Below are 23,216 nucleotides of genomic sequence, written 5' to 3'. Positions count from 1 at the left end.
CGTTCAGGATTGAGTATCAGGTTTGTACCTATGTGAGGAGCGCTGCGTGACTGAGACAGCTGAGCTGACAGCCGCGACTGACGCCGATGTATTGGCCGTCGCCCGTGAGCAGGTTTTGGAACAGGGCGTGGGCCTGACGCAAGAGCAAGTGCTTCGGGTCTTGCAGCTGCCTGATGATCGCCTGGAGGAGCTGCTTGCGCTCGCTCATGAGGTGCGGATGCGTTGGTGTGGCCCGGAGGTCGAGGTCGAGGGCATCATCAGCCTCAAGACCGGTGGCTGCCCCGAAGACTGCCACTTCTGTTCGCAGTCCGGTCTGTTCGCCTCCCCGGTGCGCAGCGCGTGGCTCGATATCCCGAGTTTGGTGGAAGCCGCCAAGCAGACCGCGAAGTCCGGCGCCACCGAGTTCTGCATCGTGGCGGCCGTCCGTGGCCCCGACGAGCGGCTTCTCGCGCAGGTTGCCGCCGGTATCGAGGCGATCCGCAACGAGGTCGACATCCAGATTGCCTGCTCGCTGGGCATGCTGACGCAGGAACAGGTCGACCGTTTGTCGGCGATGGGTGTGCACCGGTACAACCACAACCTGGAAACCGCCAAGTCCCACTTCCCGAACGTGGTCACCACGCACAGCTGGGAGGAGCGCTGGGACACCCTCAGGATGGTCCGCGAAGCGGGCATGGAGGTGTGCTGCGGCGGCATCCTCGGCATGGGTGAAACCCTCGAGCAGCGCGCGGAATTCGCGGCGAACCTGGCCGAGCTGGAGCCCGACGAGGTTCCGCTGAACTTCCTGAACCCGCGTCCCGGAACGCCCTTCGGCGATCTCGAGGTGCTGCCGGCGTCGGACGCGTTGCGTGCCGTGGCGGCATTCCGGCTCGCGTTGCCGCGCACCATGCTGCGTTTCGCCGGTGGCCGCGAGATCACCCTCGGTGACCTCGGCGCCAAGCAGGGCATCCTGGGTGGCATCAACGCCGTCATCGTCGGCAACTACCTGACCACGCTGGGCCGCCCGGCCGAGGCAGACCTGGAACTGCTCGACGATCTACAGATGCCGATCAAGGCTCTGAACAGCAGCCTGTGACCAATAGTCTGTACCTCATGGGTACCGAACCGGTGGCTGCCGGTAAGTACAACGTGTACACGGGGATCGAAATCGATGGTGGGGCTGCCGGTTCGGCGCTTCCGACGGCCGCTCATCTGGGGCTGGAGCCACCGCGGTTCTGCGCGGCCTGTGGGCGGCGGATGATCGTGCAGGTGCGTCCGGATGGTTGGCACGCGAAGTGTTCGCGCCACGGCGAGGTGGACTCCAAGCAGCTCGAGCAGCGATGAGCGCAAGCGAAGAGCCGTTGGTTCCGATGAGCGCAAGCGAAGAGCCGTTGGTTCCGATGAGCGCAAGCGAAGAGCCGTTGGCTGCCGTGAACCGTCCTGGCGCGCCGCGGTTTTCACATGCTCGTGCGGCAGTAGTCGTCTTCGGCGCGTTGGCCGCGGCCGGGGTGCTGGTGGGGGCGCTCTGGAGCGTCATCGCACCGGGTGTGCATGGCGCCATCGCCGACACCCGGGACAACGGCCGGGTGTTTGTGCACTTGGGTAATCAGGCCGATAACTTCTTTATCGGCACCACCATGCTCATGGGTATGGCTGCGGTGGTTGCCGTGATCGCATCCGCGGCAGCCTGGCAGTGGCGGGCTCATCGCGGCCCCATCATGGCGGGCGCGCTCACCCTGGGCGCCCTGGCGTGCTCGGCGGTAGCAGCGGGAGTCGGCGCCGTACTGGTCCGGCTACGTTACGGCGCATTGGATATCGCGGGTGCTCAGCTCGACGAGGGCCACCGGATCAAGTATGTCGTCCAGGCTCCGGCGGTGTTCTACGGTCATACGGAGGCTCAGATCGCCGTCACGCTGGCACTGGCTCCCTGCCTGGCCGCGGTGGTGTACATGTTCTGTGTAGTTGCCTGCGCCCGTGACGATCTCGATGCGTGGCCGCCTGCGCCGACACCCGTCTACCGGGCGCCCGTGGCGGCGCCGCCAGTCGAAGGCGCTAACTCGACGGCGTAGATCCGTCGAGCCGCAGCGAGTATGCGGTGGTACGTGCCGAGTTGGTGACTGCCGCGGCGTCCCAGGTGATATCTCCGGCGCCGGGGATGGCATCGGTAATCGTCTTATGCCAGGTGGCGTGCCATTGTTCGGGAAAGCAGCGCTGGAGCGCGTCGATCATGATCGGCGCCGCGGTCGACGCCCCCGGGGATGCGCCCAGTAGTCCGGCGATGGTGCGATCGGCACTGACGACGAGCTCGGTGCCTTGTTGGAGCACACCCACCCGTCGCGGATCGGGCGTAATGAGTTGTGCACGTTGGCCTGCCGGGACAAGTTCCCAATCGGCGGTCTTGGCATGGGGGTAGTACCGCCGCAGCTGCCGGAATTGTTGTCGCGGACCCGCGATGAGCTGTGTGATCAGATATCTGATTAGGGTGAGGTTCTGGACGAGTGCGGCCGCGATCACATGCACGTTGTGCCAGCGCACCGTGGTGAAAAAGTCGACCCACCGGCCCTGCTTGAGCAGCTTGGTGCTGAATGTCGCATATGGCCCGAACATGAGATATGGCCGCCCGCGGACCACGCGTTTGTCGAGATGCGGCACCGACATCGGTGGCGCGCCGACCGGGGCTTGCCCGTACACCTTGGTTGTATGTTGCGCCGCGACGGCGGCATCCGCGCACCGCAGGAACGCCGCGCCGACGGGCAGGACAGCGTATCCGCGGACCTCGGGAAGATTCGCGCGCTGCAGGATTCGCAGGGCGTGCCCGCCGGCGCCCACGAACACCTTGTGCGCGCGTATCGCGAAGTCTCCATCGGAGTTTCGGCCGCTCACTAGCCACGGGCCATCGCTGTTCTGGCTGAGCGCGCGAACCTCGTGGCCCAGCCAGACCTGCCCGCCGCGATCGGTGACGATGCGTGTCAGTGCCCCGGTGAGTGCACCGAAATCGATGTCGGTTCCGTCGGGGTGCAGGGTGGCGGCAATGGGTTCGCCCGGTTCTCGGCCGCGCATCACCAACGGAGCCCACCGCTCGATGATGGCCGGGTCATCGGTGTACCGCATTCCGGTGAACATCGGCTCGGCGGAGAGGGTTTCGTACCGTCGTCGCAGGTAATCCACGTCGCGGCGCCCGAAGACCACGTCCATATGCGCGGCGGAGTGAATGAAGGCATCGGGCTGCAGCAACCCCGTGTCGGCGAGGTAGGCCCACCATTGACGACTGATGTGGAACTGCCGAGCGATGGTCGCAGCCTTCTCACCGTTCGCGGGATTCGGCATGTAGTTGAGCTCGCAGAATCCGGTGTGCCCGGTGCCGGCATTATTCCAGGGGCCGCTACTTTCCGTGGCCAGCGCGCTAGCCTTCTCCAGCACGATGATTCGCCACTCGGGTGCCAGTACAGACAGCATCGAGCCCAGCGTCGCGGACATGATTCCGCCGCCGATCAGCACGACGTCGGCCTCGGTGGGGGACGTGTCGGACGCGCTCCGGTTTCTGCTCATACCGTTCACGATCCGTCCCTGCCAATCATTCCGTCCAATGAATGATTGAAGCAGTATCATCCGATAATGGATCGATGGACATCGCAGCTGGCTCCGCAGCTGCGGGCCTTGGTGGAGCTGGCCGCCCACGACGGGCACATGACGCAGGCTGCGCTCGCGTTGGACATTCCGCAGTCGTCAATGAGCCGCCGGATTCACGCATTGCAGGAGGCCCTGGGGGTGCCGCTGCTCATTCACGACGGGAGGACGGTGCGTCTTACCCCGGAGGCACACCGGCTCGCGGCTCGCGCGCGTGAGCCGCTCGCCGAGCTCGACCACACACTTGCCGAGCTCACCGGGGACGCGGATCCGGAGCACGGCACCGTCCGCTTCGGGTTTCCTCTCACGATGGGTTCGGGTCACATCCCCGATCTTCTTGCCGCATTTCGATACCGGCACTCAGGCATTCGTGTGCTCCTCAAGCAGGCGCACGGCACGGAACTCGGCGCCCAGTTACTGAGCGGGCACCTTGACCTTGCCGTCGTGATTCCAGCACCAGAACGGTTGCACCACAACGTGATAGGCACCCAACATATTCACATCGCGCTCCCTGTGGACCACCGATTAGCAGGCGCCGCACAGCTGCGGCTCGACGAGTTGTCCGGCGAGACATTCATCGCCAACCCGCCCAGTTACAACCTGCGCCAGCTCACCGAGAAGTGGTGCCGTGAAGCCGGATACATCCCCAACATCGCGATCGAAGTTACCGAGTTCAGCACCATCCGCGAACTCATCAGTCGCGGGCTGGGGATTGCGCTCTTGCCGCATGACGACCGCACTCCACCGGGGATACGCGAAATACCACTGGCGGGAGGCGGCTACCACCGCTCCATCGCCCTGGCCTGGGGGACCGCCACCCGCGCGGCGCCGACCAGGTGCCTGAATGGCTTTTTACTCCAACACTTCTCGCCGGCCGCCGTCAACAGCGTGGTTGCTCGCGACGCCTAGTCGTGGCCACCGCCGTGTGAGGTGGAGCCTTCTCCACCGGATTTGGATGAGCTGCTTGCGGATCCTGCGGACTTGCTCGTCGAATCGTGCGCGGAGGCGCTGGTTGGCGATTTTGTCCCGGAAGTCTTGGACTCGGGCTTTGTCTTGGCGTCCGGCGTTGTGGGGTTGGTCGCCTTGGTGTTGGTGGTCTTGGTATCCGGCGTCGCGCTATCCGGTTTGACGGAATCGGAGGCCTTGGAATCTGAAGTCCTGGAATCGGAAGCCTTGGAATCGGAAACCTTGGAATCGGAAACCTTGGAGTCCGACGTCTTTGAGGCTGAGGTCGATGGCCCGGACTGTCCCGATGTCGACTGTGAGACAGGGCCGCGGACTATGCCCTGAGCGCTGATGGCGCCATGCTCGGTTGTGCTGGCGGTGGGAATCTTCGGCTTGATCGTCTTGTCGGGCTTGTCGGCCGGCGCCGCGTCGGTGGATGACTTGGGATCCTTCGCCGAATCCTTCAGGTTGACGGTGTCTTTCGCTGGCTTGGTGGCCGTTGTTCCATCGCCGGAAGTCCTGTCGGCATCGGTAGTGGCTGCCGGCGTGGTGGCGTCCTTGGGGGATTCCTTGGTGCCCTCGACGGTGGTTTCCTTGCCATCTGTTTTGGTGCCATCCGTTTTGGTGCCATCTGTTTTGGTGCCATCCGTTTTGGCCGTGTCGCCCGCCTTCTTGTCGGTGGCGGTGGTGACCTTATCGCTGGCGGGCACCTTGCCTTCGGCGGATACCTTCGAGTCCTGGGCTTCCTTGGTGTCCTTGACGGTGTCCTTGACCCCGACAGTGGCACTTGTGTCGGTCGCCTTGCCGTCTTCCTTCGGGGATTCCTTGGTCGTATCCTTGCTCGATTCCGCGGTGGTTTGCGCTGCGGTGCCGGCTTTTTCGAGGGTCGTCAGCTTCGGATCCGTCTTCGTCAGACCCAGCGCCTCGGAAAAATGGGCCTCGGCATCCTTGAAGGCCTTGGTGAACGGCGCCAATGCCTCGTGGACAGAGGCCGGTAGCGTGCCGTCGGCGTTCGGCGTCGCCTGAAGGGCCAAGCCGGGCAAGGGCGGCAGCGGTGGTAGCAGGTAACGCACCTCAGCCCAGGCGAAGTTGATGACGGAGTTCACGATGTCACCGCCGAATCGCCCGAACGAGTTCACGATGTTGGAGAAGCTGGGGTCGTTAATGATCGGGTCGACGAGGTTGTAGACAAAGCTGTTGGCAATGGGCCGAACGAGATTGTCATAGACGATACCGATCTGCGCACTGACCAGGCCGCCGATGACGGGAACGAACCCGGCGCCCCATTGGGCTAGGTTGACCCCGTAGTCGACCCAGTACTGGACGAATTGGTAGGCCTGGTCGATGCCATTGGTGATGGAGTTCGCGACGGCGGGTCCTGCGGCGACCGAGGCGGATGCGCCGGACCGCGCCGGGACGCCGACGGGCGCGGGGGACTGCACTGCCGCGGCCCGTGGCTGCACCAACGGGGTGAGCTGGGTGATCGATGCAGGCCGGGATGGGCTCGTCGGCGCATTGCCGGCGTCGGGTACAGCCAGTGACAGTGGGAGTTTCAACGCGGTCAAGGGGCTCACAGGGGCGCTGGCGGCCTGTGGCGTGAGGGTGAACGCGCTCAGACGTACAGAGGCGGACCGGATATCGGGCAGTGAGATTGCCTGCCGCGTGGGCGGAGCCACCGTGGGTGCGACCACCAAGGTGGTTGCGGTGATAGCGGCCAGACCCGCCTTGAACAAGGGATTGGCGGTCCGGTCCATCTCACTCCTATGTGTTCTGTTGTGACGACCCGGACGTCAGCCTACGTGGTGTGCTGCCCGTGCACGGCACTCGCGATGAGGGTGTGTTGCACAGCAACGTGACAACTACTGTCTCCAATGATGTTCTGGCTCTTGTTGATCCGTACTCTGGCTAATGTACCTTCGGTCGGCTACATGCTGGTAGTCGCAGAGGGTGAAGGTGTCGTGGATATTCAATCGGCGCGCCGCCACGAGCCGGGACAGCGTGTGCGCCAGTGGTGATGGCAAATGCTGCAGGATGCGTGCACCGTGAACCAGGGCCAAAAGGCCCAGACGGCTCTTGGGTACCAGGGTGCTGGATGCGGTAAGGGCCAGCTGTCGACTGCGGTGCACGTAGTCACGCAGTGCTGCTTCGTATGCGAGGTAGCCGCGGGTGTGATCCCCTTCGGCCGCCGCGATTTCCCCGGCGAGCACGTATGCCCCGACCACGGCAATGCTGGTACTTCCGCCCACGGCCGGGCCCGGGCAGTACCCCGCGTCGCCGACGAGGGTGATGCGGCCCTTGGACCAGGTGTCCATGCGCAGTTGCGTGATGGAGTCCATGTAGAAGGCGTCCGTGGTGTCCAGCTCGGCGAGCATCCGCGGTACCTCCCAACCGAAGTCCGCATACAGGTGTTTAAGGATCTGCTTCTGCCGGTCAACATCGCGGTGGTGATAGTCGAGCGGTTCTGGCGTGCGGAAGAGAAAGAACGCCCGTGCATCCTGAAGTTGCTTGGCGCTGTAGATGCCCGCCAACCGGTCGACGCGCGGGAACATCAACGCGCGATCCTTGAGATCGAGATAGTTCGGTATGGACGCGACGGCGAGATACTCGCCGAGCCAATGGGAGTAGCCGCACTCGGGACCGAATACCAGACTGCGAACGTTCGAGTGCAGCCCATCGGCGCCGATGACAAGATCGAATCGACGATCGGGGGCCTTGCCGAAGGAGACGTGTACACCGGTGGATTCTTCGGTGAGTGCTGTGATGGAGTCACCGAAGATGTACTCCGCGGTGGGTGAGCTGGCTTCGTAAAGGATTTCGCTGAGATCGTCCCGCATGATCTCGATGTGGCGTTGCGACACGGCGGAGGTGATCAGTGCCTCCGGCAGCTCGACCAGGCCACGTCTGCCCCCGCGCTGAATGGAGATGATGTCGGTGCCGGCCTCGTGCGCTTCGATGCGGTCCAGGACGCCCATCTTCTCGACGATGTCCATCGCGGGCTTGAACAGGTCCACGGCATGCCCGCCCGACTTTCGTGGACTGGGCGCGCGCTCGACCACGGTGACGTCAAAACCATAGCGTGTCAGCCAAAAAGCCAGGGTAGGTCCTGCGACGCTTGCTCCGGAAATGAGAACCCTCACGCCAACTCCTTACTTAACGATCGGTAAGTATACCGAGCATATTGCTTACCTATCGGAAAGTCAGGGGCTAATATCGAGAAATGGTTCCCGAGGCAAGCGCCGCAACCAACACCAGGGAGCGCATCCAGCTGGTGGCGCGCGACCTGTTCGCCGAACATGGACTACGCAACACCAGCCTGCAAGACATCGCAGCCCGGCTGAAGATCACCAAACCAGCTCTCTACTATCACTTCTCGTCGCGTGATGATCTAGTCCGGAGCATCGTCCAGCCGATGGTGGATGACCTCGAGGCGTTTTTGTCCACGAGCGATGCGGCGGATACGCGTCAATTACTTGAGGACTACTTCGACGTGCTGTGGGCCCATCGGGTTGTCATGGGCATCATCGTGCGCGATTTGGCCACGCTGGGGCAGCTCGAGCTGGGCGAGTGGATGATGGAATGGCGCCGCAAGCTGATCGGGCTGTTGGTAGGCAGTAAACCTTCTGGGGTGCAGATGATCCGGGCCACGGTGGCGCTCGGCGGATTGTCGGATTGCACCATCGAGTACGCGGACCGTTCGCATCGGCAGGTCAAGAAGACCGCGGTGGGTGCGGCGATCGCGGCACTGAACAGCTGAGTCGCGTTAGAGAGAACGTCCGCCGATCACCTTGGCGCTGATCCAGCCGAGTTTGAGCAGGCCGACGTAGGTCGAGGGTTGGAATGCCAGCGGCCAGCTCGTGCGGCGTGATCCGGTCGGGAGGGCTTCGCCCCGGAACCGGGCGCTGAGCCATTCCATAGACATGGGCGCGGACATGGGGTGCAGCAGTATGTGCTCGTTGAGCAGGTCGCGGTGATACGCCACGTTGGCACCGCCGCCGCGGTAGGTGTCGGCAAGTTCGTCGATGCACGACGTGGAGATGATCTCGTCGTGGACGGCCTGAATGATCAACGTCGGCGGGGTGGGGATCGTCTTGCCGAGCTTGATGCTGTCGAAGACGTGCTGTACCTCGGGTGTCTCCAGGAGCTGATCGAGCGGCTGGTCCACCAAATCGTCCATGTCCTTGAAGGCCATGGCGATGATGGCACGGAAGGTCGGAATGTCCTCGAGCCGTCCCAGGACCTCCTTGCCCTTGGGGGTCGCGTGCTCCTCGATCACGTGCTCAAGGCCGGGATACACGTGGGACAGTGCGGCGACGACCAGGGCGGGCAGCGCGGCGAACAGTCCACCGTTGAGACGACGGAAGGTATGGCCCAGATCGCCTACGGGAGATCCGAGTACCGCGCCGGCGATCTCGAGCTCGGGTGCGTAATCGGCGCTGACCTCTGCCGCCCACGCGGTCGCAAGCCCTCCGCCGGAGTAGCCCCACAGGCCGATGGGTGCCCGACGGGACAGTCCCAGCCGGTCGCAGTTGAGGGCAGCGCGAAGCCCGTCCAGGGTGCGATAGCCCGGTTCCTCCGGCGCGCCCCAGATCCCGTCGACACCCTCGTGATCGGGAATGGAAACGGCCCAGCCCTTGGCAAGCAGCGCGGCGATGAGCAGCAGTTCGAACTGGGTGAAGGAGCCGAGCGCATGCGCGCCGCGCCGCAGGGCATACGAGGGAAAACAGCGGTCGGTGACGGCATCGATGGCGCACTGGTAGGAGACGATCGGCACCGGCGTTGCCGGGTCGCTCTGCGCGGGCGTGAGAACTGTGGTCACCGCGGCGTCGGGGCGCAGGTTGAGGTCATTGGTCCGGTAGAGCAGCTGGGTAGCGGTGAATCGCTGGGGGATGAGGCCGAGGAACGCCATCTCGACGTCGCGGGTGCCTAGCACCGTGCCCGGCGCGGCGTGCTCGAATCCGAGAGGGGGCAGGTAGAACGGGTCCTTCGTGGGCAGCAGCGGGCGTGTGCCGCGCTCGATCTCCTGGTGAGGTGCTTCGCCGATCCATTTGACGTCACCGGATACCGCGAGGTCGTGGGGTGCCATGCCTGCGCTCCCTTCAAGGTCCCACGCATTCATACCCTAAGAAGACTCTAAGAGGCTAGTCGGGTCAGCCGGGAGGGCGGAGCGCGGCAAACTCGTCAGTGACCCGATACCGATCATCGGTGAATCGATAGAGGGCGCCGGGGCGGCCGCCGCTGCGGCCCGATCGTGCGGTGGTTCCGGTTGGGGTGAGCACTCCACGTCGGACCAGCACGCGCTGCAGGTTGGTGGCGTCGACCGGGTATCCGAGGGTGGCGTAGTAGATGTCACGCAGCGTCGAGAGTGTGAATTGCTGTGGCGCCAAGGCGAATCCGATGTTCGTGTACGACATCTTGGCCGCCAGCCGGGTGTGTGCGTGCGCGACCATGACGTGATGGTCGAAGGCCATCGCGGGCAGATTGCTCACCCGGTGCCACTGGGTGTCGGCAGGGAGTTCGGGTGTGGCGGGGAAGGGCACGAGCCCGAGGAACGTCGAGGCGATCGTGCGTGGGCCGGGCACGCGGTTCGGTTCCGAAAACACTGCCAGCTGTTCGAGGTGTGCCAGCTCACGCACGTCCACCTTCTCGGCGAGCTGTCGCCGGATGGACGAGGGGAGGTCTTCGTCGGTGCGCACTCGACCGCCGGGAAGGGCCCAGGAGCCGCGGTGTGGTTCGAGCGCGCGTTGCCACAGCAGCACCGCGAGCTCGGGCACCTGACTGGCGCCAAAGTGACGTACTTGGAACACCACGGCTAACACTTCATGTTCGGTGCTAGTATGGATCATGTTTTCGATCATAAGTCGAAAACCTCGGTCGTCCAACCCCAGCCTGGCGGCGGACCGAGACCCGAGGCGCGAGGAGGCGGCCATGACCGCAGCTGACGTAGTACTTGACGGCGTGATTGACGGCCCCGGCGGATACACCGGGGTGGAGGGCGATGCCCGCTGGGCCGAAAAGGTGCGCCGGCTTGCCGACCAGCGCGGCGCCACACTGCTCGCGCACAATTACCAGCTTCCGGCGATTCAAGACGTGGCCGACCATGTCGGCGACTCGCTGGCGCTGTCCCGAATCGCCGCCGAGGCGCCCGAAGACACGATCGTGTTCTGCGGGGTGCATTTCATGGCGGAAACGGCCAAGATCCTCAGCCCTGAGAAGACGGTGCTCATCCCGGACCAGCGGGCCGGATGCTCACTCGCCGACTCCATCACCGCCGAGCAGCTAGGGGATTGGAAGGCCGAGTTCCCCGACGCGGTCGTCGTCTCCTATGTCAACACCACGGCTGCCGTGAAGGCGCTGACCGACATCTGCTGCACCTCCTCCAACGCCGTCGATGTCGTCGCGTCGATCGACCCGGACCGCGAGGTGCTGTTCTGCCCAGACCAGTTCCTCGGCGCTCACGTCAAACGGGTGACGGGTCGACAGAACCTGCAGATCTGGGCGGGTGAGTGCCACGTGCACGCCGGTATCAACGGCGACGAACTTGCCGGGCAGGCACGTTCACACCCGGACGCCGAGCTGTTTGTGCACCCCGAATGCGGTTGCGCCACATCGGCTCTGTACCTCGCAGGCGAGGGGGCAGTGCCCGACGATCGAGTGAAGATCCTCTCGACGGGCGGAATGCTTGACGCGGCTCGCGCAACGAGTGCGCGGGAAGTGCTGGTGGCCACCGAGGTTGGCATGCTGCACCAGCTGCGCAAGGCCGCCCCCGAGGTGAATTTCCTGGCGGTCAACGACAAGGCCTCATGCACCTACATGAAGATGATCACCCCGGCTGCTCTGCTGCGCTGCCTGGTTGAAGGGCGCGATGAGGTGGATGTCGATCTGGACACCGCACGCCTGGCGCGGCGCAGCGTCCAGCGGATGATCGAGATCGGACAACCCGGCGGCGGAGAATGACGCCACCGGCGGGGACCACCTGGAGTGCTGATGCAGATGTGGTCGTCGTCGGTGCGGGTGTAGCCGGACTGGCGGCCGCGCTGGCAGCGCACCGCCGTGGCCGAAAGGTCTTGGTACTGAGCAAGATCGGTGCTACCGCCACGCATTTCGCGCAGGGCGGTATCGCTGTGGTGCTGCCGGATTCGGAAGATTCCGTCGAAGCACACGTTCGGGACACAGTGACGGCCGGGGCGGGCCTGTGTGATGACGAGGCGGTGCGCTCGATCGTTTCCGATGGCTACCGGGCCGTGCGCGATTTGGTGGCAGATGGCGCGCGATTCGATGAATCACGCTCGGGACAATGGGCATTGACGCGCGAAGGCGGGCACAGCACCCGCAGGATCATCCATGCCGGCGGCGATGCGACGGGCGCGGAAGTGCAGCGGGCGCTCGATCACGCCGCGGCGACGCTGGACATTCGCCGCAGCCATGTGGTGTATGAAATCCTCATCGGTCCGGGCGGCGTGGGTGGCGTTGTCGTCGGAAATGGCGACGGCCTCGGTGTGATCAATACGGGTGCGGTGGTACTTGCCACCGGCGGTCTGGGACATCTGTATTCGGCCACCACCAACCCCGAGGGCTCGACCGGTGACGGCATTGCGCTGGCGTTGCGCGCGGGTGTTCCGGTAGCCGATATCGAGTTCATCCAGTTTCACCCGACCATGTTGCATACCCCGCGCGGGACCGGATGTCGACCACTGATCAGCGAGGCGGTTCGTGGTGAGGGCGCCATTTTGGTTGATGCGCATGGGGATTCGGTTACCGCTGGAGTGCATCCGCTGGGCGACTTGGCGCCGCGCGACGTGGTGGCCGGGGCAATCGCCCGGCGGCTGCGTGAGTCCGGAGATCAATGTGTCTATCTCGATGCACGCGCCATTGACAACTTCGCCGGCCGTTTCCCCACCATCACCGCGGCCTGCGCGACGGCGGGGGTCGATCCGTCGGTCCAACTGATTCCGGTGGTGCCCGGCGCCCACTACAGCTGCGGCGGCGTTGTTACCGATCCGCACGGCCAGACTGAGGTGGCGGGATTGTTCGCCGCGGGCGAGGTGGCGCGCACCGGGATGCATGGCGCAAACCGCCTGGCTTCCAACAGTTTGTTGGAAGGTCTGGTGGTGGGCAGGCGTGCGGGGGAGGCGGCGGCACAGGTGACAGACCGGGCTGTCGTGGTCGAGGAGAGCGATCGCAGGCAACCCCGAATGGACCGTCGGCGGCTTCAAGCGGCGATGACACAGTGGGCGTCGGTGCTCCGCGACGCCGACGGACTCGGCATGCTGGATGCCGAATTGCGTTCGGGCACTGTGGTGGCGGCCAACTCGGAGCAGGCAACACCACGTGAGGTCGAGGACGCGGCGCTTACCCTCACCGCCCAGGCCGTGGTCGCCGCGGCGACGGCACGCACGGAATCTCGGGGCTGCCATGCCCGCTCGGACTGGCCGGGAATCGATCCGCTGTTCGCCGTCAGCCTTCCGGTGCGCCGCGACACCGATGGCTGCGAAGTTGCGCTATCGTCGGGGGTGCCATGTTGACCGGGAATCTCACGGAAACCGAACTCGCCGAGGCACGTTCGGTGATAGAGCGTGCTCTTGCCGAGGACCTGTGTTATGGGCCGGACATCACGAGTCAGGCGACGGTGCCCGCAGATGCCGAATGCACCGCATCGATGGTGACCCGATCCGGTGGAGTCATCGCCGGAGTCGATATCGCCCTCATCGTGCTCGATCAGGTCGTGGGTGCGGGGAATTACCGGGTGGAAAACCGTCTCACCGATGGCGCTCGGGTCGGCACTGGTACATCGCTGCTCACCGTCACCGCCCCGACCCGCGCTCTGCTGACCGCGGAGCGCACCATGCTCAATCTCGTATGCCATCTCTCGGGTATCGCCACCACCACCGCCGCCTGGGTGGACGCGGTCGACGGTACGAACGTGCAGATCCGTGATACCCGTAAAACCCTTCCAGGACTGCGTCTTCTGCAGAAATACGCTGTCCGCGCCGGAGGCGGGGTCAACCATCGACTCGGTCTCGGAGACGCCGCACTCATCAAGGACAATCACGTGGTGGCCGCGGGCTCGGTGGTGGCGGCGTTGCGGGCGGTCCGCGCGATAGCGCCGAATATCGAATGCGAGGTCGAGGTCGACTCGCTGGAACAACTCGACGAGGTCATGGCCGAGGGCGCCGAGCTCGTGCTGCTCGACAACTTTCCGGTCTGGCAGACCCAGGTGGCGGTGCAGCGGCGCGATGCGCGCGCGCCTCAGCTCAAGCTGGAGTCCTCCGGCGGGCTATCGCTGGAAACCGCTGCCGCATACGCCAAGACGGGTGTCGACTACTTTGCCGTTGGGGCGTTGACCCACTCGGCGCGGGTGCTCGACATCGGTTTGGATATGTAGCTCACTCCAGGAACGTGACGTTCTCGGAGAGCGGATTGCGCGGGGAGCGCACCGAATTCACCGGCGCCGACGGGTCCCGGTAGCCGATGGCGACCGCACACACCAGGTCGATCTGATCGGAGAACCCGACGACTGGTCGTACCACTTCGGGAAACATGACGGGTGCCACCTGTATGCATGTATCGACTCCGCGCGCAGCGAGCGCCAGAGCGAGCGTCTGCAGGTACATGCCGACGCCGGCGGCATCCGCGATGCCGAGTCTGCCGTCGAGCCCGACCATTGCGGCGGTCGGCGCATCGAAGAAATTGAAGTTGCGCAAGGTGGCCAGGAAGCGGGCCTCGGAGTCGTACCGCTCGATGCCCATCGAGCCGTACACCTGGCTGCCCAGCGCACGCCGTTGTGCTTGGAACTCTTCGGGTAGGTCGATGCGGGACAGACCGTGTTCCCGGACGTACGACGTCAGCTCGGCTGCCAATCTGTCCCGGGTACGGCCCGCGACGATGGCCACCCGCCATGGCTGAATATTCGAGTTCGACGGAGCGTGCTGGGCCGACTCCAGCGCGGCCAGAAGGATCTCTCGCGGAACCGGTGTTGGCAAGAACGCACGTATCGCCGATCGCCCCCGGACCAGACGATCGAAGTCGGGGGGATCGGACACCGGCTTACTCCGCGATATCGGCCACGAAGACGCCTGCACGCTTGTTCACCTGGCGGGTGGACCGTGTCAGCGCGGGGTCACCCTGACCCTGCTCCACGATGCGCGGGTTGACCACGTGGATTTGCTTACCACCGAACAGCCTGATGTCGGCGCCGCCGGCGGCAATCACGTTCTTGGTCCAGTTGGTCTTGCCGTGGATCAACCCAATGGAAACTGCATTGCCTTTGCGGAATGCGTTTACCGTGGTCTCGTACTTGGCGCCAGAGGTGCGGCCGTAGTGCGTGACGGTGGCGAATGAGGGAAGAAAACGCGCGATGGGGGCCACGAGGGGATTGATAAACCTGATCTGCGCTCGCTCAAGCCACTCGGGCAGGAGCATGGGTACGCCGGGCTGGTTGTTTGCTGACATCGATATTCCGATCGTTGTGGGTCGTGGCGGGAGTCCTGGTGATGAGCTTCGGATGAGTCTAGTTAGACATGCGTCACACACAACCGGTGACTGCCTGGTAAATGGTGTTGAGCAGCTCTGGGACAATGGCTTATGTGAATGACGCCGCACCCGTTCTGCTTCGCCGTATCGACATGCGTGGTGCGAGCTTGTCCCCATCCCATCTGCGCTCGGCGCTGCCGCGGGGAGGCACGGATGTCGACGCGGTGCTGCCGAAGGTGCGGCCCGTCGTGGAGGCCGTTCGGGACCGCGGCGCGGAGGCGGCGCTGGATTACTGCGCCGAGTTCGATGGCGTGCGGCCCGAGACTGTGCGGGTGCCGGCCGCCGAGCTGGAGCGCGCCCTGGCCGAGCTGGACCCCGCTGTGCGTGATGCGCTCGAGGTCGCCATTCTCCGTGCGCGGGCAGTGCATGCCGATCAGCGCCGTCAGGACACGGTGACCACGGTCGCCGACGGCGCTACGGTCACCGAGCGATGGGTGCCCGTCGACCGGGTGGGCCTCTATGTGCCCGGCGGTAACGCCGTATATCCGTCGAGCGTTGTGATGAACGTCGTCCCGGCGCAGACGGCCGGGGTGGGATCGCTTGTCATCGCCTCGCCGCCCCAGGCGCAGTTCGGCGGTCTGCCACACCCGACCATTCTGGCGGCGGCGCAATTGCTCGGTGTCGAAGAGATCTGGGCGGTCGGCGGCGCGCAGGGAGTGGCGCTGCTGGCACACGGTGGCACCGACACCGACGGCGCCGAACTTGCGCCGGTCGACATGATCACCGGCCCGGGCAACATCTATGTGACCGCGGCCAAGCGGATGTGCCGCTCGTTGGTGGGTATCGATGCCGAGGCCGGTCCGACCGAGATCGCGATCCTCGCCGATGAGACCGCCGATCCGGTGCACGTGGCCGCCGATCTGATCAGCCAAGCCGAACACGATGTGCTGGCGGCGAGTGTCCTGGTCACTACTAGCGAGGCGCTTGCCGACGCGGTGGTCAACGAGACCGCGACCCAACTGCAGACGACGGTGCACGCCGAACGTGTCACCGCCGCATTGACCGGCACCCAATCCGGGATCGTGCTCGTCGACGACATCGACGCGGGAATCAAGGTGGTGAATGCCTACGCGGCCGAGCACCTGGAAATTCAAACGGCCCAGCCGGTGCCGGTCGCGGCGCGGGTACGCAGCGCCGGTGCGATCTTCCTGGGGCCATGGTCACCGGTGAGCCTGGGTGACTACTGCGCGGGATCCAACCACGTACTGCCCACCGCCGGGTGTGCCCGCCATTCCAGCGGACTGTCGGTGCAGACCTTTTTGCGCGGTATCCACATCGTGGATTACACCGAGGCGGCCCTCAAAGAAGTCTCCGGGCATGTGATCACGCTCGCCAACGCCGAGAATCTGCCCGCGCACGGTGAGGCCGTTCGACGTAGGTTCGAGCGATCATGAGCGATGCAATCGGGGGTTCGGCCCGACTCGAGGATCTACCGCTGCGGGACAGCTTGCGCGGTAAGAGCCCTTATGGCGCACCGCAATTGACGGTGCCGGTGCGGCTGAACACCAACGAGAATCCACACGAGCCTTCGGTGGGGTTGGTCGATGATGTCGCCGCGTCCATCCGTGAGGTAGCCGCGGAACTGCACCGCTACCCGGATCGGGATGCGGTGGCCCTGCGCGCTGATTTGGCCGCGTATCTGACGGAGCAGACAGGTGTGCGCGTCGCCACCGAGAATGTATGGGCGGCAAACGGTTCCAATGAAGTGCTGCAGCAACTACTACAGGCATTCGGGGGGCCGGGCCGCACCGCGCTGGGGTTCACGCCGTCCTATTCGATGCATCCCATCATCTCCGACGGAACCCAAACCGAGTGGCTGCAGGCGCAGCGTTCGGAGGACTTCGCCCTGGACGTCGGCACCGCGGTCGGGGCGGTGCGTGAGCGCCGGCCCGACGTAGTCTTCGTGACCAGCCCTAATAACCCGACGGGACAGTCGGTTCCGCTGGATGATCTGCGGCAGATCCTGGATGCTGCTCCCGGGGTGGTGATCCTCGACGAGGCATATGGCGAGTTCTCGGCGGCCCCGAGTGGCATCACGCTCGTGGACGAGTACCCGGCGAAACTGATCGTGAGTCGCACCATGAGCAAGGCGTTTGCCTTCGCGGGCGGACGGCTCGGATACCTGGTGGCGGCGCCCGCGGTCATCGATGCGCTGCTGCTGGTGCGGCTGCCGTACCACTTGTCGGTGCTCACGCAGGCTGCCGCACGCGCCGCGGTGAAACATCGCGCCGAGACTCTCGGTAGTGTCGCGACGTTGGTTGCCGAGCGCATTAGGGTGTCAGAGGCGTTGTCGGCCAGTGGGTTCCGGGTAATTCCCAGTGACGCAAACTTCATCCTGTTCGGTCGGTTCGCAGATTCCGCGGCGAGCTGGCAGCGGTACCTCGATGCGGGCGTTCTCATTCGGGATGTTGGCATTCCGGGTTATCTGCGCGTCACCGTCGGGCTGGCGAGCGAGAATGACGTGTTCTTGAAGGTCAGCGACAGCTTGGCTGCGACCGACCTAGAAGTGGAGGCATCATGACGGTTCCTGTGCAGGCACGTGTTGCACGAGTGGCGCGGGCCACCCGTGAGTCGGACATCGTGGTGGAACTGAATCTGGATGGAACCGGCCAGGTGCACATCGACACCGGCGTGCCGTTCTATGACCACATGCTCACCGCGCTAGGCACGCACGCCAGTTTCGATCTGAAAATCACAGCCAAGGGTGACACCGAGATCGAGGCCCACCACACAGTGGAGGACACCGCCATCACCCTGGGGCAGGCGCTTGCCGAGGCCCTGGGCGACAAGAAGGGGATACGCCGCTTCGGCGATGCCTTCATTCCGATGGACGAGACCTTGGCCCACGCCGTGGTCGATGTCTCCGGCCGTCCCTACTGTGTGCACACCGGCGAGCCGGACCACCTGCTGCACACCACAATCGCAGGTTCTTCGGTTCCGTACCACACCGTCATCAACGCGCACGTGTTCGAATCGTTGGCGCTCAACGCACGGATCGCGCTGCATGTGCGCACGCTGTACGGTCGTGACCCGCACCACATCACCGAGGCCCAGTACAAGGCCGTGGCCCGTGCGCTGCGCCAAGCCGTCGAACCCGATCCCCGGGTGACCGGCGTGCCGTCGACCAAGGGCAGCCTGTGACCGGTGCGGGACCGAAAGTTGTTGTTCTCGACTACGGTTCGGGCAATCTCAGGTCAGCGCAGCGCGCGCTGGAACGGGTAGGCGCCGATGTCACGGTGACCGCCGATGCCCACATGGCGCTCAACGCCGATGGGCTCGTGGTGCCCGGAGTCGGTGCCTACGCGGCGTGCATGGACGGGCTGCGCGGCATAGACGGTGAACGCATCATCGACGTCCGCCTCGCCGGTGGCCGTCCGGTGCTGGGTATCTGCGTGGGTATGCAGATCCTGTTCAGCCACGGTATCGAGTTCGGCGTCGACACCCAGGGGTGCGCGCAGTGGCCCGGTGTGGTCAGCCGCCTCGATGCGCCGGTCATTCCGCACATGGGGTGGAACACCGTTGACGCGGCGGCAGGATCCGAACTGTTCGCCGGGCTGGACGCCGATACTCGCTTCTACTTCGTGCACTCGTACGCCGTGCAGAAGTGGGAGTTGGAAACCCCCAGCGATTCGCCGATCGCGCCGCCGCTGGTGACCTGGGCGACCCATCACGTGCCGTTTGTCGCGGCGGTGGAGAATGGATCACTTGCTGCCACACAGTTCCATCCGGAGAAGAGTGGCGATGCGGGGGCCGTGTTGTTGAGCAATTGGGTGAAGGGAATCTCTTGAGTCTCGTTCTATTACCGGCGGTTGATGTCGCGGACGGTCAGGCCGTGCGCCTCGTGCAGGGTAAGGCCGGCAGCGAAACCACGTACGGCTCACCGCGTGACGCGGCGCTGGCGTGGCAGAACGACGGCGCCGAATGGGTGCATCTGGTGGATCTGGATGCGGCCTTCGGTCGCGGTTCCAATCGTGAGCTGCTCGCGCAGGTTGTCGGCGAGCTTGATGTCAAGGTGGAGCTCTCAGGCGGTATCCGCGACGACGAGTCGCTGAGTGCGGCGCTCGCCACCGGTTGCGCCCGCGTCAATCTGGGCACCGCCGCGCTGGAGGACCCGCAGTGGTGCGCCTCGGCGATCGCGCGGCACGGCGAGCGTGTGGCCGTGGGGCTGGATGTCGAAATCGTCGACGGCGAACATCGTTTGCGTGGCCGTGGCTGGGTCAGCGACGGTGGTGACCTCTGGGAGGTACTCGAACGGCTGCGCGGACAGGGGTGTTCGCGGTACGTCGTCACCGACGTGACCAAGGACGGCACCCTCACCGGACCGAACCTTGAACTGCTGGCGCAGGTCGCCGGAGTGGCCAACGCGCCCGTCATTGCCTCGGGCGGGGTGTCGAGTCTGGACGATCTGCGCGCGATCGCGGAGCTGACCGGAGCAGGTGTTGAGGGCGCGATTGTCGGAAAAGCGCTTTACGCAGGGCGCTTCACCTTGCCTGACGCGATAGCCGCCGTTTCCTGACATGACAACGACCGCTGAACTGGAAGCGCTGGTACGCGAGGCGTCCGTGATTCTGGATGCGGCGGCCCAGCGCTTCGTGGCGGGCCACGGCGCCGATGGTGTGGTCTTCAAGGGCGGTAAGGACTTCGCCACCGAGGAAGACCTCGCCATCGAGCGGATGGTCGTGCAGGCACTGACCGAGCGCACCGGAATCGGGGTGCACGGTGAGGAATTCGGTGGCCCGGCAGTGGATTCGGGACTGGTCTGGGTTGTGGACCCCATTGACGGCACCGTCAACTATGCGGCGGGTTCGCCAATGGCCGCGATCCTGTTGGGTCTGATGTCTGATGGCGTTCCGGTGGCCGGGTTGACGTGGTTGCCGTTCATGGGGGACAAGTACACCGCCGTGGCGGGGGGCCCGTTGATTCGTAACGGCGTGCCGATGTCTCCGCTGCCGCGAACGGATCTCGCGGATGTGGCGGTTGGCCTCGGTACCTTCAACGTCGATTGGAAGGGCCGGGTTCCGGGCCGCTATCGACTGGCAGTGGTGGAGAAGCTGAGCCGGGTCACTTCGCGCCTGCGGATGCACGGCAGCACAGGAATCGATTTGGCATTCACCGCGGGCGGGATACTGGGCGGTGCGGTGAGCTTCGGTGCGCACGTGTGGGACCACGCTGCCGGTATCGCACTGGTACACGCCGCGGGCGGTCATGCGACCGATCTGAGTGGCGCGCCCTGGACACCGGAATCAGCCTCGGTGCTGGTAGCCGCGCCCGGCGTGCATGAACAGATCCTGGAAGTGCTTGCTGAGGTCGGAGATCCGGAGGACTACCGATGAGTGTCGCCACCCGTGTCATCGCTTGCCTCGACGTCGACGACGGTCGGGTGGTCAAGGGCGTGAACTTCGAAAATCTGCGCGATGCAGGTGATCCGGTGGAGCTGGCCGCGGCATATGACGCGGAGGGCGTCGACGAGCTCACCTTTCTTGATGTCACCGCTTCGTCCTCGGGGCGCGCCACCATGCTGGATGTGGTGCGGCGCACCGCCGAGCAGGTGTTCATCCCGTTGACCGTGGGCGGCGGTGTGCGATCGGTGGATGATGTCAACGTCCTGCTGCGTGCCGGTGCGGACAAGGTGGGTGTGAACACCGCGGCGATCGCGCGCCCAGAACTATTGGCCGAATTGGCGCAACGTTTCGGGTCACAGTGCATCGTGCTGAGCGTCGATGCCCGCCGCGTCCGTGAGGGCGACAAGCCGACCCCGTCCGGGTGGGAGGTAACCACACACGGCGGACGCCAGGGCACTGGGATCGACGCGATCGAATGGACAAGTCGTGGAGCAGAATTGGGCGTGGGGGAGATCCTGCTCAATTCCATGGATGCCGACGGCACCAAGGCGGGATTCGATCTTCAGATGATCGCGGCCGCACGGGCCGCGGTTGACGTCCCAGTGATCGCCAGCGGCGGTGCCGGCGCTATCGGGCACTTCGCGCCCGCGGTGAAGGCCGGCGCTGATGCGGTGCTGGCGGCCAGTGTCTTCCACTTCCGGGAGCTGACCATCGGTGAGGTGAAAGCGGCGATGGCGGCAGAAGGGATCACGGTGCGATGACCGAACTGGATCCGGCCATTGCCGGCCGCCTGAAGCGCGATGCGGCAGGTTTGGTGACCGCGGTGGTGCAGGAACGCGGCACCGGAACCGTACTCATGGTCGCGTGGATGAACGACGAGGCATTGGCCCTGACGTTGTCCACGCGCCAGGGCACCTACTTCTCGCGGTCCCGACAGCGTCTATGGGTCAAGGGTGAGGAATCGGGGCACACCCAGTACGTGCACTCGGTGCGGTTGGACTGCGACGGTGACACGCTGATCCTCGAGGTCGATCAGACCGGACCCGCGTGTCACACGGGCGCCCACAGCTGCTTTGACCGCGATGAACTCCTGAGTGAAGCGCGTTAGGTAGCGCGCTACGTACGGGCGCGCAGGAACTCCAGGGCCTTATCCGCGTGCGCGTTCATGTTGAGCTCGCTCGAGAAGACTTCGAGAACCGTCTTGTCGGTACCGATGATGAACGTGGTCCGCTTGACGGGAGCGAGCTTGCCCAGCAGCCCGCGCTTGACACCGAAGGCAGTCGAAACCTTGCCGCCGCTATCCGATAGCAGTGGGTAGTCGAACTTGCGCTTGTCGGCGAAATCGGCCTGCTTCTCCACGGAATCGACACTGATGCCCACTCTGGAAGCGCCCAAATCCTTGAATTCGCTTGCCAGATCACGGAAATGGCAGGCCTCGGCGGTGCAGCCGGGGGTATTGGCGGCCGGATAGAAGAACAGCACGACGGGCCCGTCGGCGAGGAGGGCGGACAGGCTGCGGGTGGTTCCGGTCTGATCCGGGAGCTCAAAGTCCGCGACGCGATCACCAGGTTTCATGAACCGAACGCTACCCGTGCGCGGTGGTGTGTCGCCATACGATCGGTGACGTGGACGTATATGACGCGGTGACGTCCCGGCACTCAGTCCGGGACTTCCTTGATCGCCCGGTGGATCATGAGACGCTCACTCGGGTGCTGACGGCCGCCTCTCGGGCTCCGTCGGGAGGGAATCTGCAGCCATGGCATGTGTACGTACTCAGCGGCGCACGCCTCGCGGAGCTCAAGAACCGGATTGCCCAGCGGGTGAGCGCAGGAGATCGCGGGGACGCCCTCGAGGTGGCGACGTACCCGGAGCCACTGGGCGGCCCCTATCGGCAAAGACTGTACGACTTTGGGCGACGACGTTACGGCGCCCTGGGTATCGATCACGACGATCAGGCGGCCCGGGCCCGGGTCCGCGCCGGCAACTGGGATTGTTTCGGCGCCACAACGGCCCTGTTCTGCTACCTCGATCGCGATATGCCACCGCAATGGGGTGATGCGGGCATGTACCTACAGACGGTGATGCTTCTGCTTCGGGCAGAAGGGCTGCACAGCTGCCCGCAAATCGCCTGGGCGGAGTATCACCGCACCGTCGCGCAAGTCATTGCGCCGCCGCCGCAGCGAGTCTTGTACTGCGGCATGTCGATTGGTTACAGCAATCCGGCGGCGCAACATCCGGAGATGCCGCGGGCAGCGCTGTCCGAGACCGTCACATTTCTTTAGCGGCCAGCGCCGCACACAGGGTGTTTCCCAGGGCGGTGATCGTGCGCATGTCGCCACGGACGCCCGGCGCCCACGGCAATCGCAGGCCGTCTTTGGACTTGTCGGCATATCGGGGAATCACGTGAAGGTGGAAGTGGAACTCCGTCTGCCACGCGTGCGCACCGCAACAATTCAGCAGGTTCACGCCGTCGGCCCCGAGCTCGGAGACCACCGCCTTGGCGATGCGCTGCGCCGCCACGGCGACGGCTCCGAGGTCATCGGCGGGTATCTCGAGCAGATCCCTGCTGTGCCGCTTGGGAACCACCAGCAGATGTCCGTCTGAGCCGGGGTTGATGTCCATGAACGCGTACGTTTCGGCGTCCTCGGACACCCGCACGCTGGGCACCGCACCGGAGATGATTCCGCAAAACAAGCACTCGTCGGCCACCGTCCCACGCTAGATGCGTTGACGGCTCGAATGTATGTTCGATACGATCGGCCGGTCTGGATGGCTTCGAGGTGATGAGGTGTG

The 23,216-nt window shown here is 64.8% G+C and carries 26 protein-coding genes; 17 read left to right on the top strand and 9 right to left on the bottom strand.

Annotated elements, in window-relative coordinates; genetic code table 11:
• Positions 1 to 46: 46 nt before the first annotated feature.
• Genes bioB through B4393_RS18830 form a run of 3 tightly spaced genes read left to right on the top strand, consistent with a single transcriptional unit; the run spans position 47 to position 2,048 of the window.
• On the top strand, positions 47 to 1,075 hold the full coding sequence (gene bioB, locus B4393_RS18840; RefSeq protein WP_109420938.1) for a biotin synthase BioB: 1,029 nt from the start codon (positions 47 to 49) through the stop codon (positions 1,073 to 1,075).
• Entirely contained in the window at positions 1,072 to 1,323 is a 252-nt protein-coding gene (gene bsaP / locus B4393_RS18835) for a biotin synthase auxiliary protein BsaP (protein ID WP_078335366.1), read from the top strand. Before bioB ends, bsaP begins: the two co-directional genes overlap by 4 nt.
• Positions 1,320 to 2,048, top strand: a complete 729-nt coding sequence (locus B4393_RS18830) for a DUF2567 domain-containing protein (protein ID WP_078335365.1) — start codon at positions 1,320 to 1,322, stop codon at positions 2,046 to 2,048. Before bsaP ends, B4393_RS18830 begins: the two co-directional genes overlap by 4 nt.
• Here B4393_RS18830 and B4393_RS18825 read toward each other — a convergent pair.
• Complete coding sequence (locus tag B4393_RS18825; RefSeq protein ID WP_109558480.1) at positions 2,032 to 3,528, bottom strand: malate:quinone oxidoreductase; 1,497 nt, start codon at positions 3,526 to 3,528, stop codon at positions 2,032 to 2,034. The genes B4393_RS18830 and B4393_RS18825 overlap by 17 nt on opposite strands.
• 66 nt (positions 3,529 to 3,594) lie before the next feature.
• On the opposite strand from B4393_RS18825, the gene B4393_RS18820 reads away from it, so the two are divergent.
• Positions 3,595 to 4,515 (top strand): LysR family transcriptional regulator, encoded by a 921-nt coding sequence (locus tag B4393_RS18820; RefSeq protein ID WP_078335363.1) that lies wholly within the window; start codon positions 3,595 to 3,597, stop codon positions 4,513 to 4,515.
• Here B4393_RS18820 and B4393_RS18815 read toward each other — a convergent pair.
• Both B4393_RS18815 and B4393_RS18810 read right to left on the bottom strand, forming a co-directional pair.
• Complete coding sequence (locus B4393_RS18815) at positions 4,512 to 6,305, bottom strand: hypothetical protein (protein ID WP_078335362.1); 1,794 nt, start codon at positions 6,303 to 6,305, stop codon at positions 4,512 to 4,514. The genes B4393_RS18820 and B4393_RS18815 overlap by 4 nt on opposite strands.
• Positions 6,306 to 6,410: 105 nt before the next feature.
• Entirely contained in the window at positions 6,411 to 7,688 is a 1,278-nt protein-coding gene (locus tag B4393_RS18810; protein ID WP_078335361.1) for an FAD-dependent monooxygenase, read from the bottom strand.
• 80 nt (positions 7,689 to 7,768) lie between these two features.
• Between B4393_RS18810 and B4393_RS18805 the strand changes: the two genes are divergently transcribed.
• Positions 7,769 to 8,305, top strand: a complete 537-nt coding sequence (locus tag B4393_RS18805; RefSeq protein ID WP_078335360.1) for a TetR/AcrR family transcriptional regulator — start codon at positions 7,769 to 7,771, stop codon at positions 8,303 to 8,305.
• A 6-nt stretch (positions 8,306 to 8,311) separates the two neighbouring features.
• Here B4393_RS18805 and B4393_RS18800 read toward each other — a convergent pair whose 3' ends face one another.
• Together B4393_RS18800 and B4393_RS18795 are read right to left on the bottom strand one after the other, a co-directional pair.
• Complete coding sequence (locus tag B4393_RS18800) at positions 8,312 to 9,634, bottom strand: lipase family protein (RefSeq protein WP_078335359.1); 1,323 nt, start codon at positions 9,632 to 9,634, stop codon at positions 8,312 to 8,314.
• 64 nt (positions 9,635 to 9,698) lie between these two features.
• Positions 9,699 to 10,394, bottom strand: a complete 696-nt coding sequence (locus B4393_RS18795) for an NUDIX hydrolase (protein WP_078335400.1) — start codon at positions 10,392 to 10,394, stop codon at positions 9,699 to 9,701.
• Positions 10,395 to 10,476: 82 nt separating this feature from the next.
• On the opposite strand from B4393_RS18795, the gene nadA reads away from it, so the two are divergent.
• The 3 genes from nadA to nadC are packed head-to-tail and all read left to right on the top strand — an operon-like array spanning position 10,477 to position 13,933.
• On the top strand, positions 10,477 to 11,505 hold the full coding sequence (gene nadA / locus B4393_RS18790) for a quinolinate synthase NadA (RefSeq protein ID WP_078335358.1): 1,029 nt from the start codon (positions 10,477 to 10,479) through the stop codon (positions 11,503 to 11,505).
• The gene (locus B4393_RS18785; RefSeq protein ID WP_078335357.1) at positions 11,502 to 13,073 is read left to right on the top strand and encodes an L-aspartate oxidase; all 1,572 of its coding nucleotides are present in this window, start codon (positions 11,502 to 11,504) and stop codon (positions 13,071 to 13,073) included. The genes nadA and B4393_RS18785 overlap by 4 nt, the downstream gene beginning before the upstream one ends.
• A complete protein-coding gene (gene nadC / locus B4393_RS18780) occupies positions 13,067 to 13,933 on the top strand; it encodes a carboxylating nicotinate-nucleotide diphosphorylase (protein ID WP_078335356.1) in 867 nt (288 codons plus the stop codon). Before B4393_RS18785 ends, nadC begins: the two co-directional genes overlap by 7 nt.
• A gap of 1 nt (position 13,934) precedes the next feature.
• On the opposite strand, the gene B4393_RS18775 is transcribed toward nadC, so the two are convergent.
• Both B4393_RS18775 and B4393_RS18770 read right to left on the bottom strand, forming a co-directional pair.
• Positions 13,935 to 14,591 carry a nitroreductase gene (locus B4393_RS18775; protein ID WP_157901294.1) on the bottom strand — a complete coding sequence of 219 codons (657 nt, stop codon included), beginning with the start codon at positions 14,589 to 14,591 and terminating at the stop codon, positions 13,935 to 13,937.
• Between the two features lie 4 nt (positions 14,592 to 14,595).
• Positions 14,596 to 14,970: a nitroreductase family deazaflavin-dependent oxidoreductase gene (locus B4393_RS18770; protein ID WP_070939669.1), complete on the bottom strand. Its 375-nt coding sequence runs from the start codon at positions 14,968 to 14,970 to the stop codon at positions 14,596 to 14,598.
• A 155-nt stretch (positions 14,971 to 15,125) separates the two neighbouring features.
• Between B4393_RS18770 and hisD the strand changes: the two genes are divergently transcribed.
• Genes hisD through hisI form a run of 8 tightly spaced genes read left to right on the top strand, consistent with a single transcriptional unit; the run spans position 15,126 to position 21,531 of the window.
• Entirely contained in the window at positions 15,126 to 16,475 is a 1,350-nt protein-coding gene (gene hisD, locus B4393_RS18765) for a histidinol dehydrogenase (protein WP_078335354.1), read from the top strand.
• The gene (locus B4393_RS18760; RefSeq protein WP_078335353.1) at positions 16,472 to 17,602 is read left to right on the top strand and encodes a histidinol-phosphate transaminase; all 1,131 of its coding nucleotides are present in this window, start codon (positions 16,472 to 16,474) and stop codon (positions 17,600 to 17,602) included. Before hisD ends, B4393_RS18760 begins: the two co-directional genes overlap by 4 nt.
• On the top strand, positions 17,599 to 18,222 hold the full coding sequence (gene hisB / locus B4393_RS18755; RefSeq protein WP_070939672.1) for an imidazoleglycerol-phosphate dehydratase HisB: 624 nt from the start codon (positions 17,599 to 17,601) through the stop codon (positions 18,220 to 18,222). Before B4393_RS18760 ends, hisB begins: the two co-directional genes overlap by 4 nt.
• Positions 18,219 to 18,869 (top strand): imidazole glycerol phosphate synthase subunit HisH, encoded by a 651-nt coding sequence (gene hisH, locus B4393_RS18750; RefSeq protein WP_078335352.1) that lies wholly within the window; start codon positions 18,219 to 18,221, stop codon positions 18,867 to 18,869. Before hisB ends, hisH begins: the two co-directional genes overlap by 4 nt.
• The gene (priA, locus tag B4393_RS18745) at positions 18,866 to 19,597 is read left to right on the top strand and encodes a bifunctional 1-(5-phosphoribosyl)-5-((5-phosphoribosylamino)methylideneamino)imidazole-4-carboxamide isomerase/phosphoribosylanthranilate isomerase PriA (RefSeq protein WP_070939674.1); all 732 of its coding nucleotides are present in this window, start codon (positions 18,866 to 18,868) and stop codon (positions 19,595 to 19,597) included. The genes hisH and priA overlap by 4 nt, the downstream gene beginning before the upstream one ends.
• A 1-nt stretch (position 19,598) precedes the next feature.
• Positions 19,599 to 20,414: an inositol monophosphatase family protein gene (locus B4393_RS18740; RefSeq protein ID WP_078335351.1), complete on the top strand. Its 816-nt coding sequence runs from the start codon at positions 19,599 to 19,601 to the stop codon at positions 20,412 to 20,414.
• Complete coding sequence (gene hisF, locus B4393_RS18735) at positions 20,411 to 21,184, top strand: imidazole glycerol phosphate synthase subunit HisF (RefSeq protein WP_078335350.1); 774 nt, start codon at positions 20,411 to 20,413, stop codon at positions 21,182 to 21,184. The genes B4393_RS18740 and hisF overlap by 4 nt, the downstream gene beginning before the upstream one ends.
• A complete protein-coding gene (gene hisI / locus B4393_RS18730; protein WP_078335349.1) occupies positions 21,181 to 21,531 on the top strand; it encodes a phosphoribosyl-AMP cyclohydrolase in 351 nt (116 codons plus the stop codon). The genes hisF and hisI overlap by 4 nt, the downstream gene beginning before the upstream one ends.
• 8 nt (positions 21,532 to 21,539) lie before the next feature.
• Here hisI and B4393_RS18725 read toward each other — a convergent pair whose 3' ends face one another.
• Entirely contained in the window at positions 21,540 to 21,998 is a 459-nt protein-coding gene (locus B4393_RS18725; protein WP_078335348.1) for a peroxiredoxin, read from the bottom strand.
• Positions 21,999 to 22,048: 50 nt separating this feature from the next.
• Here B4393_RS18725 and B4393_RS18720 point away from each other — a divergent pair, with 50 nt between their 5' ends.
• On the top strand, positions 22,049 to 22,705 hold the full coding sequence (locus B4393_RS18720) for a nitroreductase (protein WP_078335347.1): 657 nt from the start codon (positions 22,049 to 22,051) through the stop codon (positions 22,703 to 22,705).
• Here B4393_RS18720 and B4393_RS18715 read toward each other — a convergent pair.
• Positions 22,692 to 23,132, bottom strand: a complete 441-nt coding sequence (locus B4393_RS18715; RefSeq protein WP_078335346.1) for an HIT family protein — start codon at positions 23,130 to 23,132, stop codon at positions 22,692 to 22,694. The two genes, B4393_RS18720 and B4393_RS18715, sit on opposite strands and share 14 nt — an antisense overlap.
• Between the last annotated feature and the right edge of the window lie 84 nt (positions 23,133 to 23,216).

This window comes from Mycobacteroides franklinii (assembly GCF_002013895.1).
GTDB classification, from domain to species: Bacteria; Actinomycetota; Actinomycetes; order Mycobacteriales; family Mycobacteriaceae; genus Mycobacterium; species Mycobacterium franklinii.
Note: the sequence above shows the minus strand (reverse complement) of the source record. Positions and strands in the feature narration are given on the sequence as shown.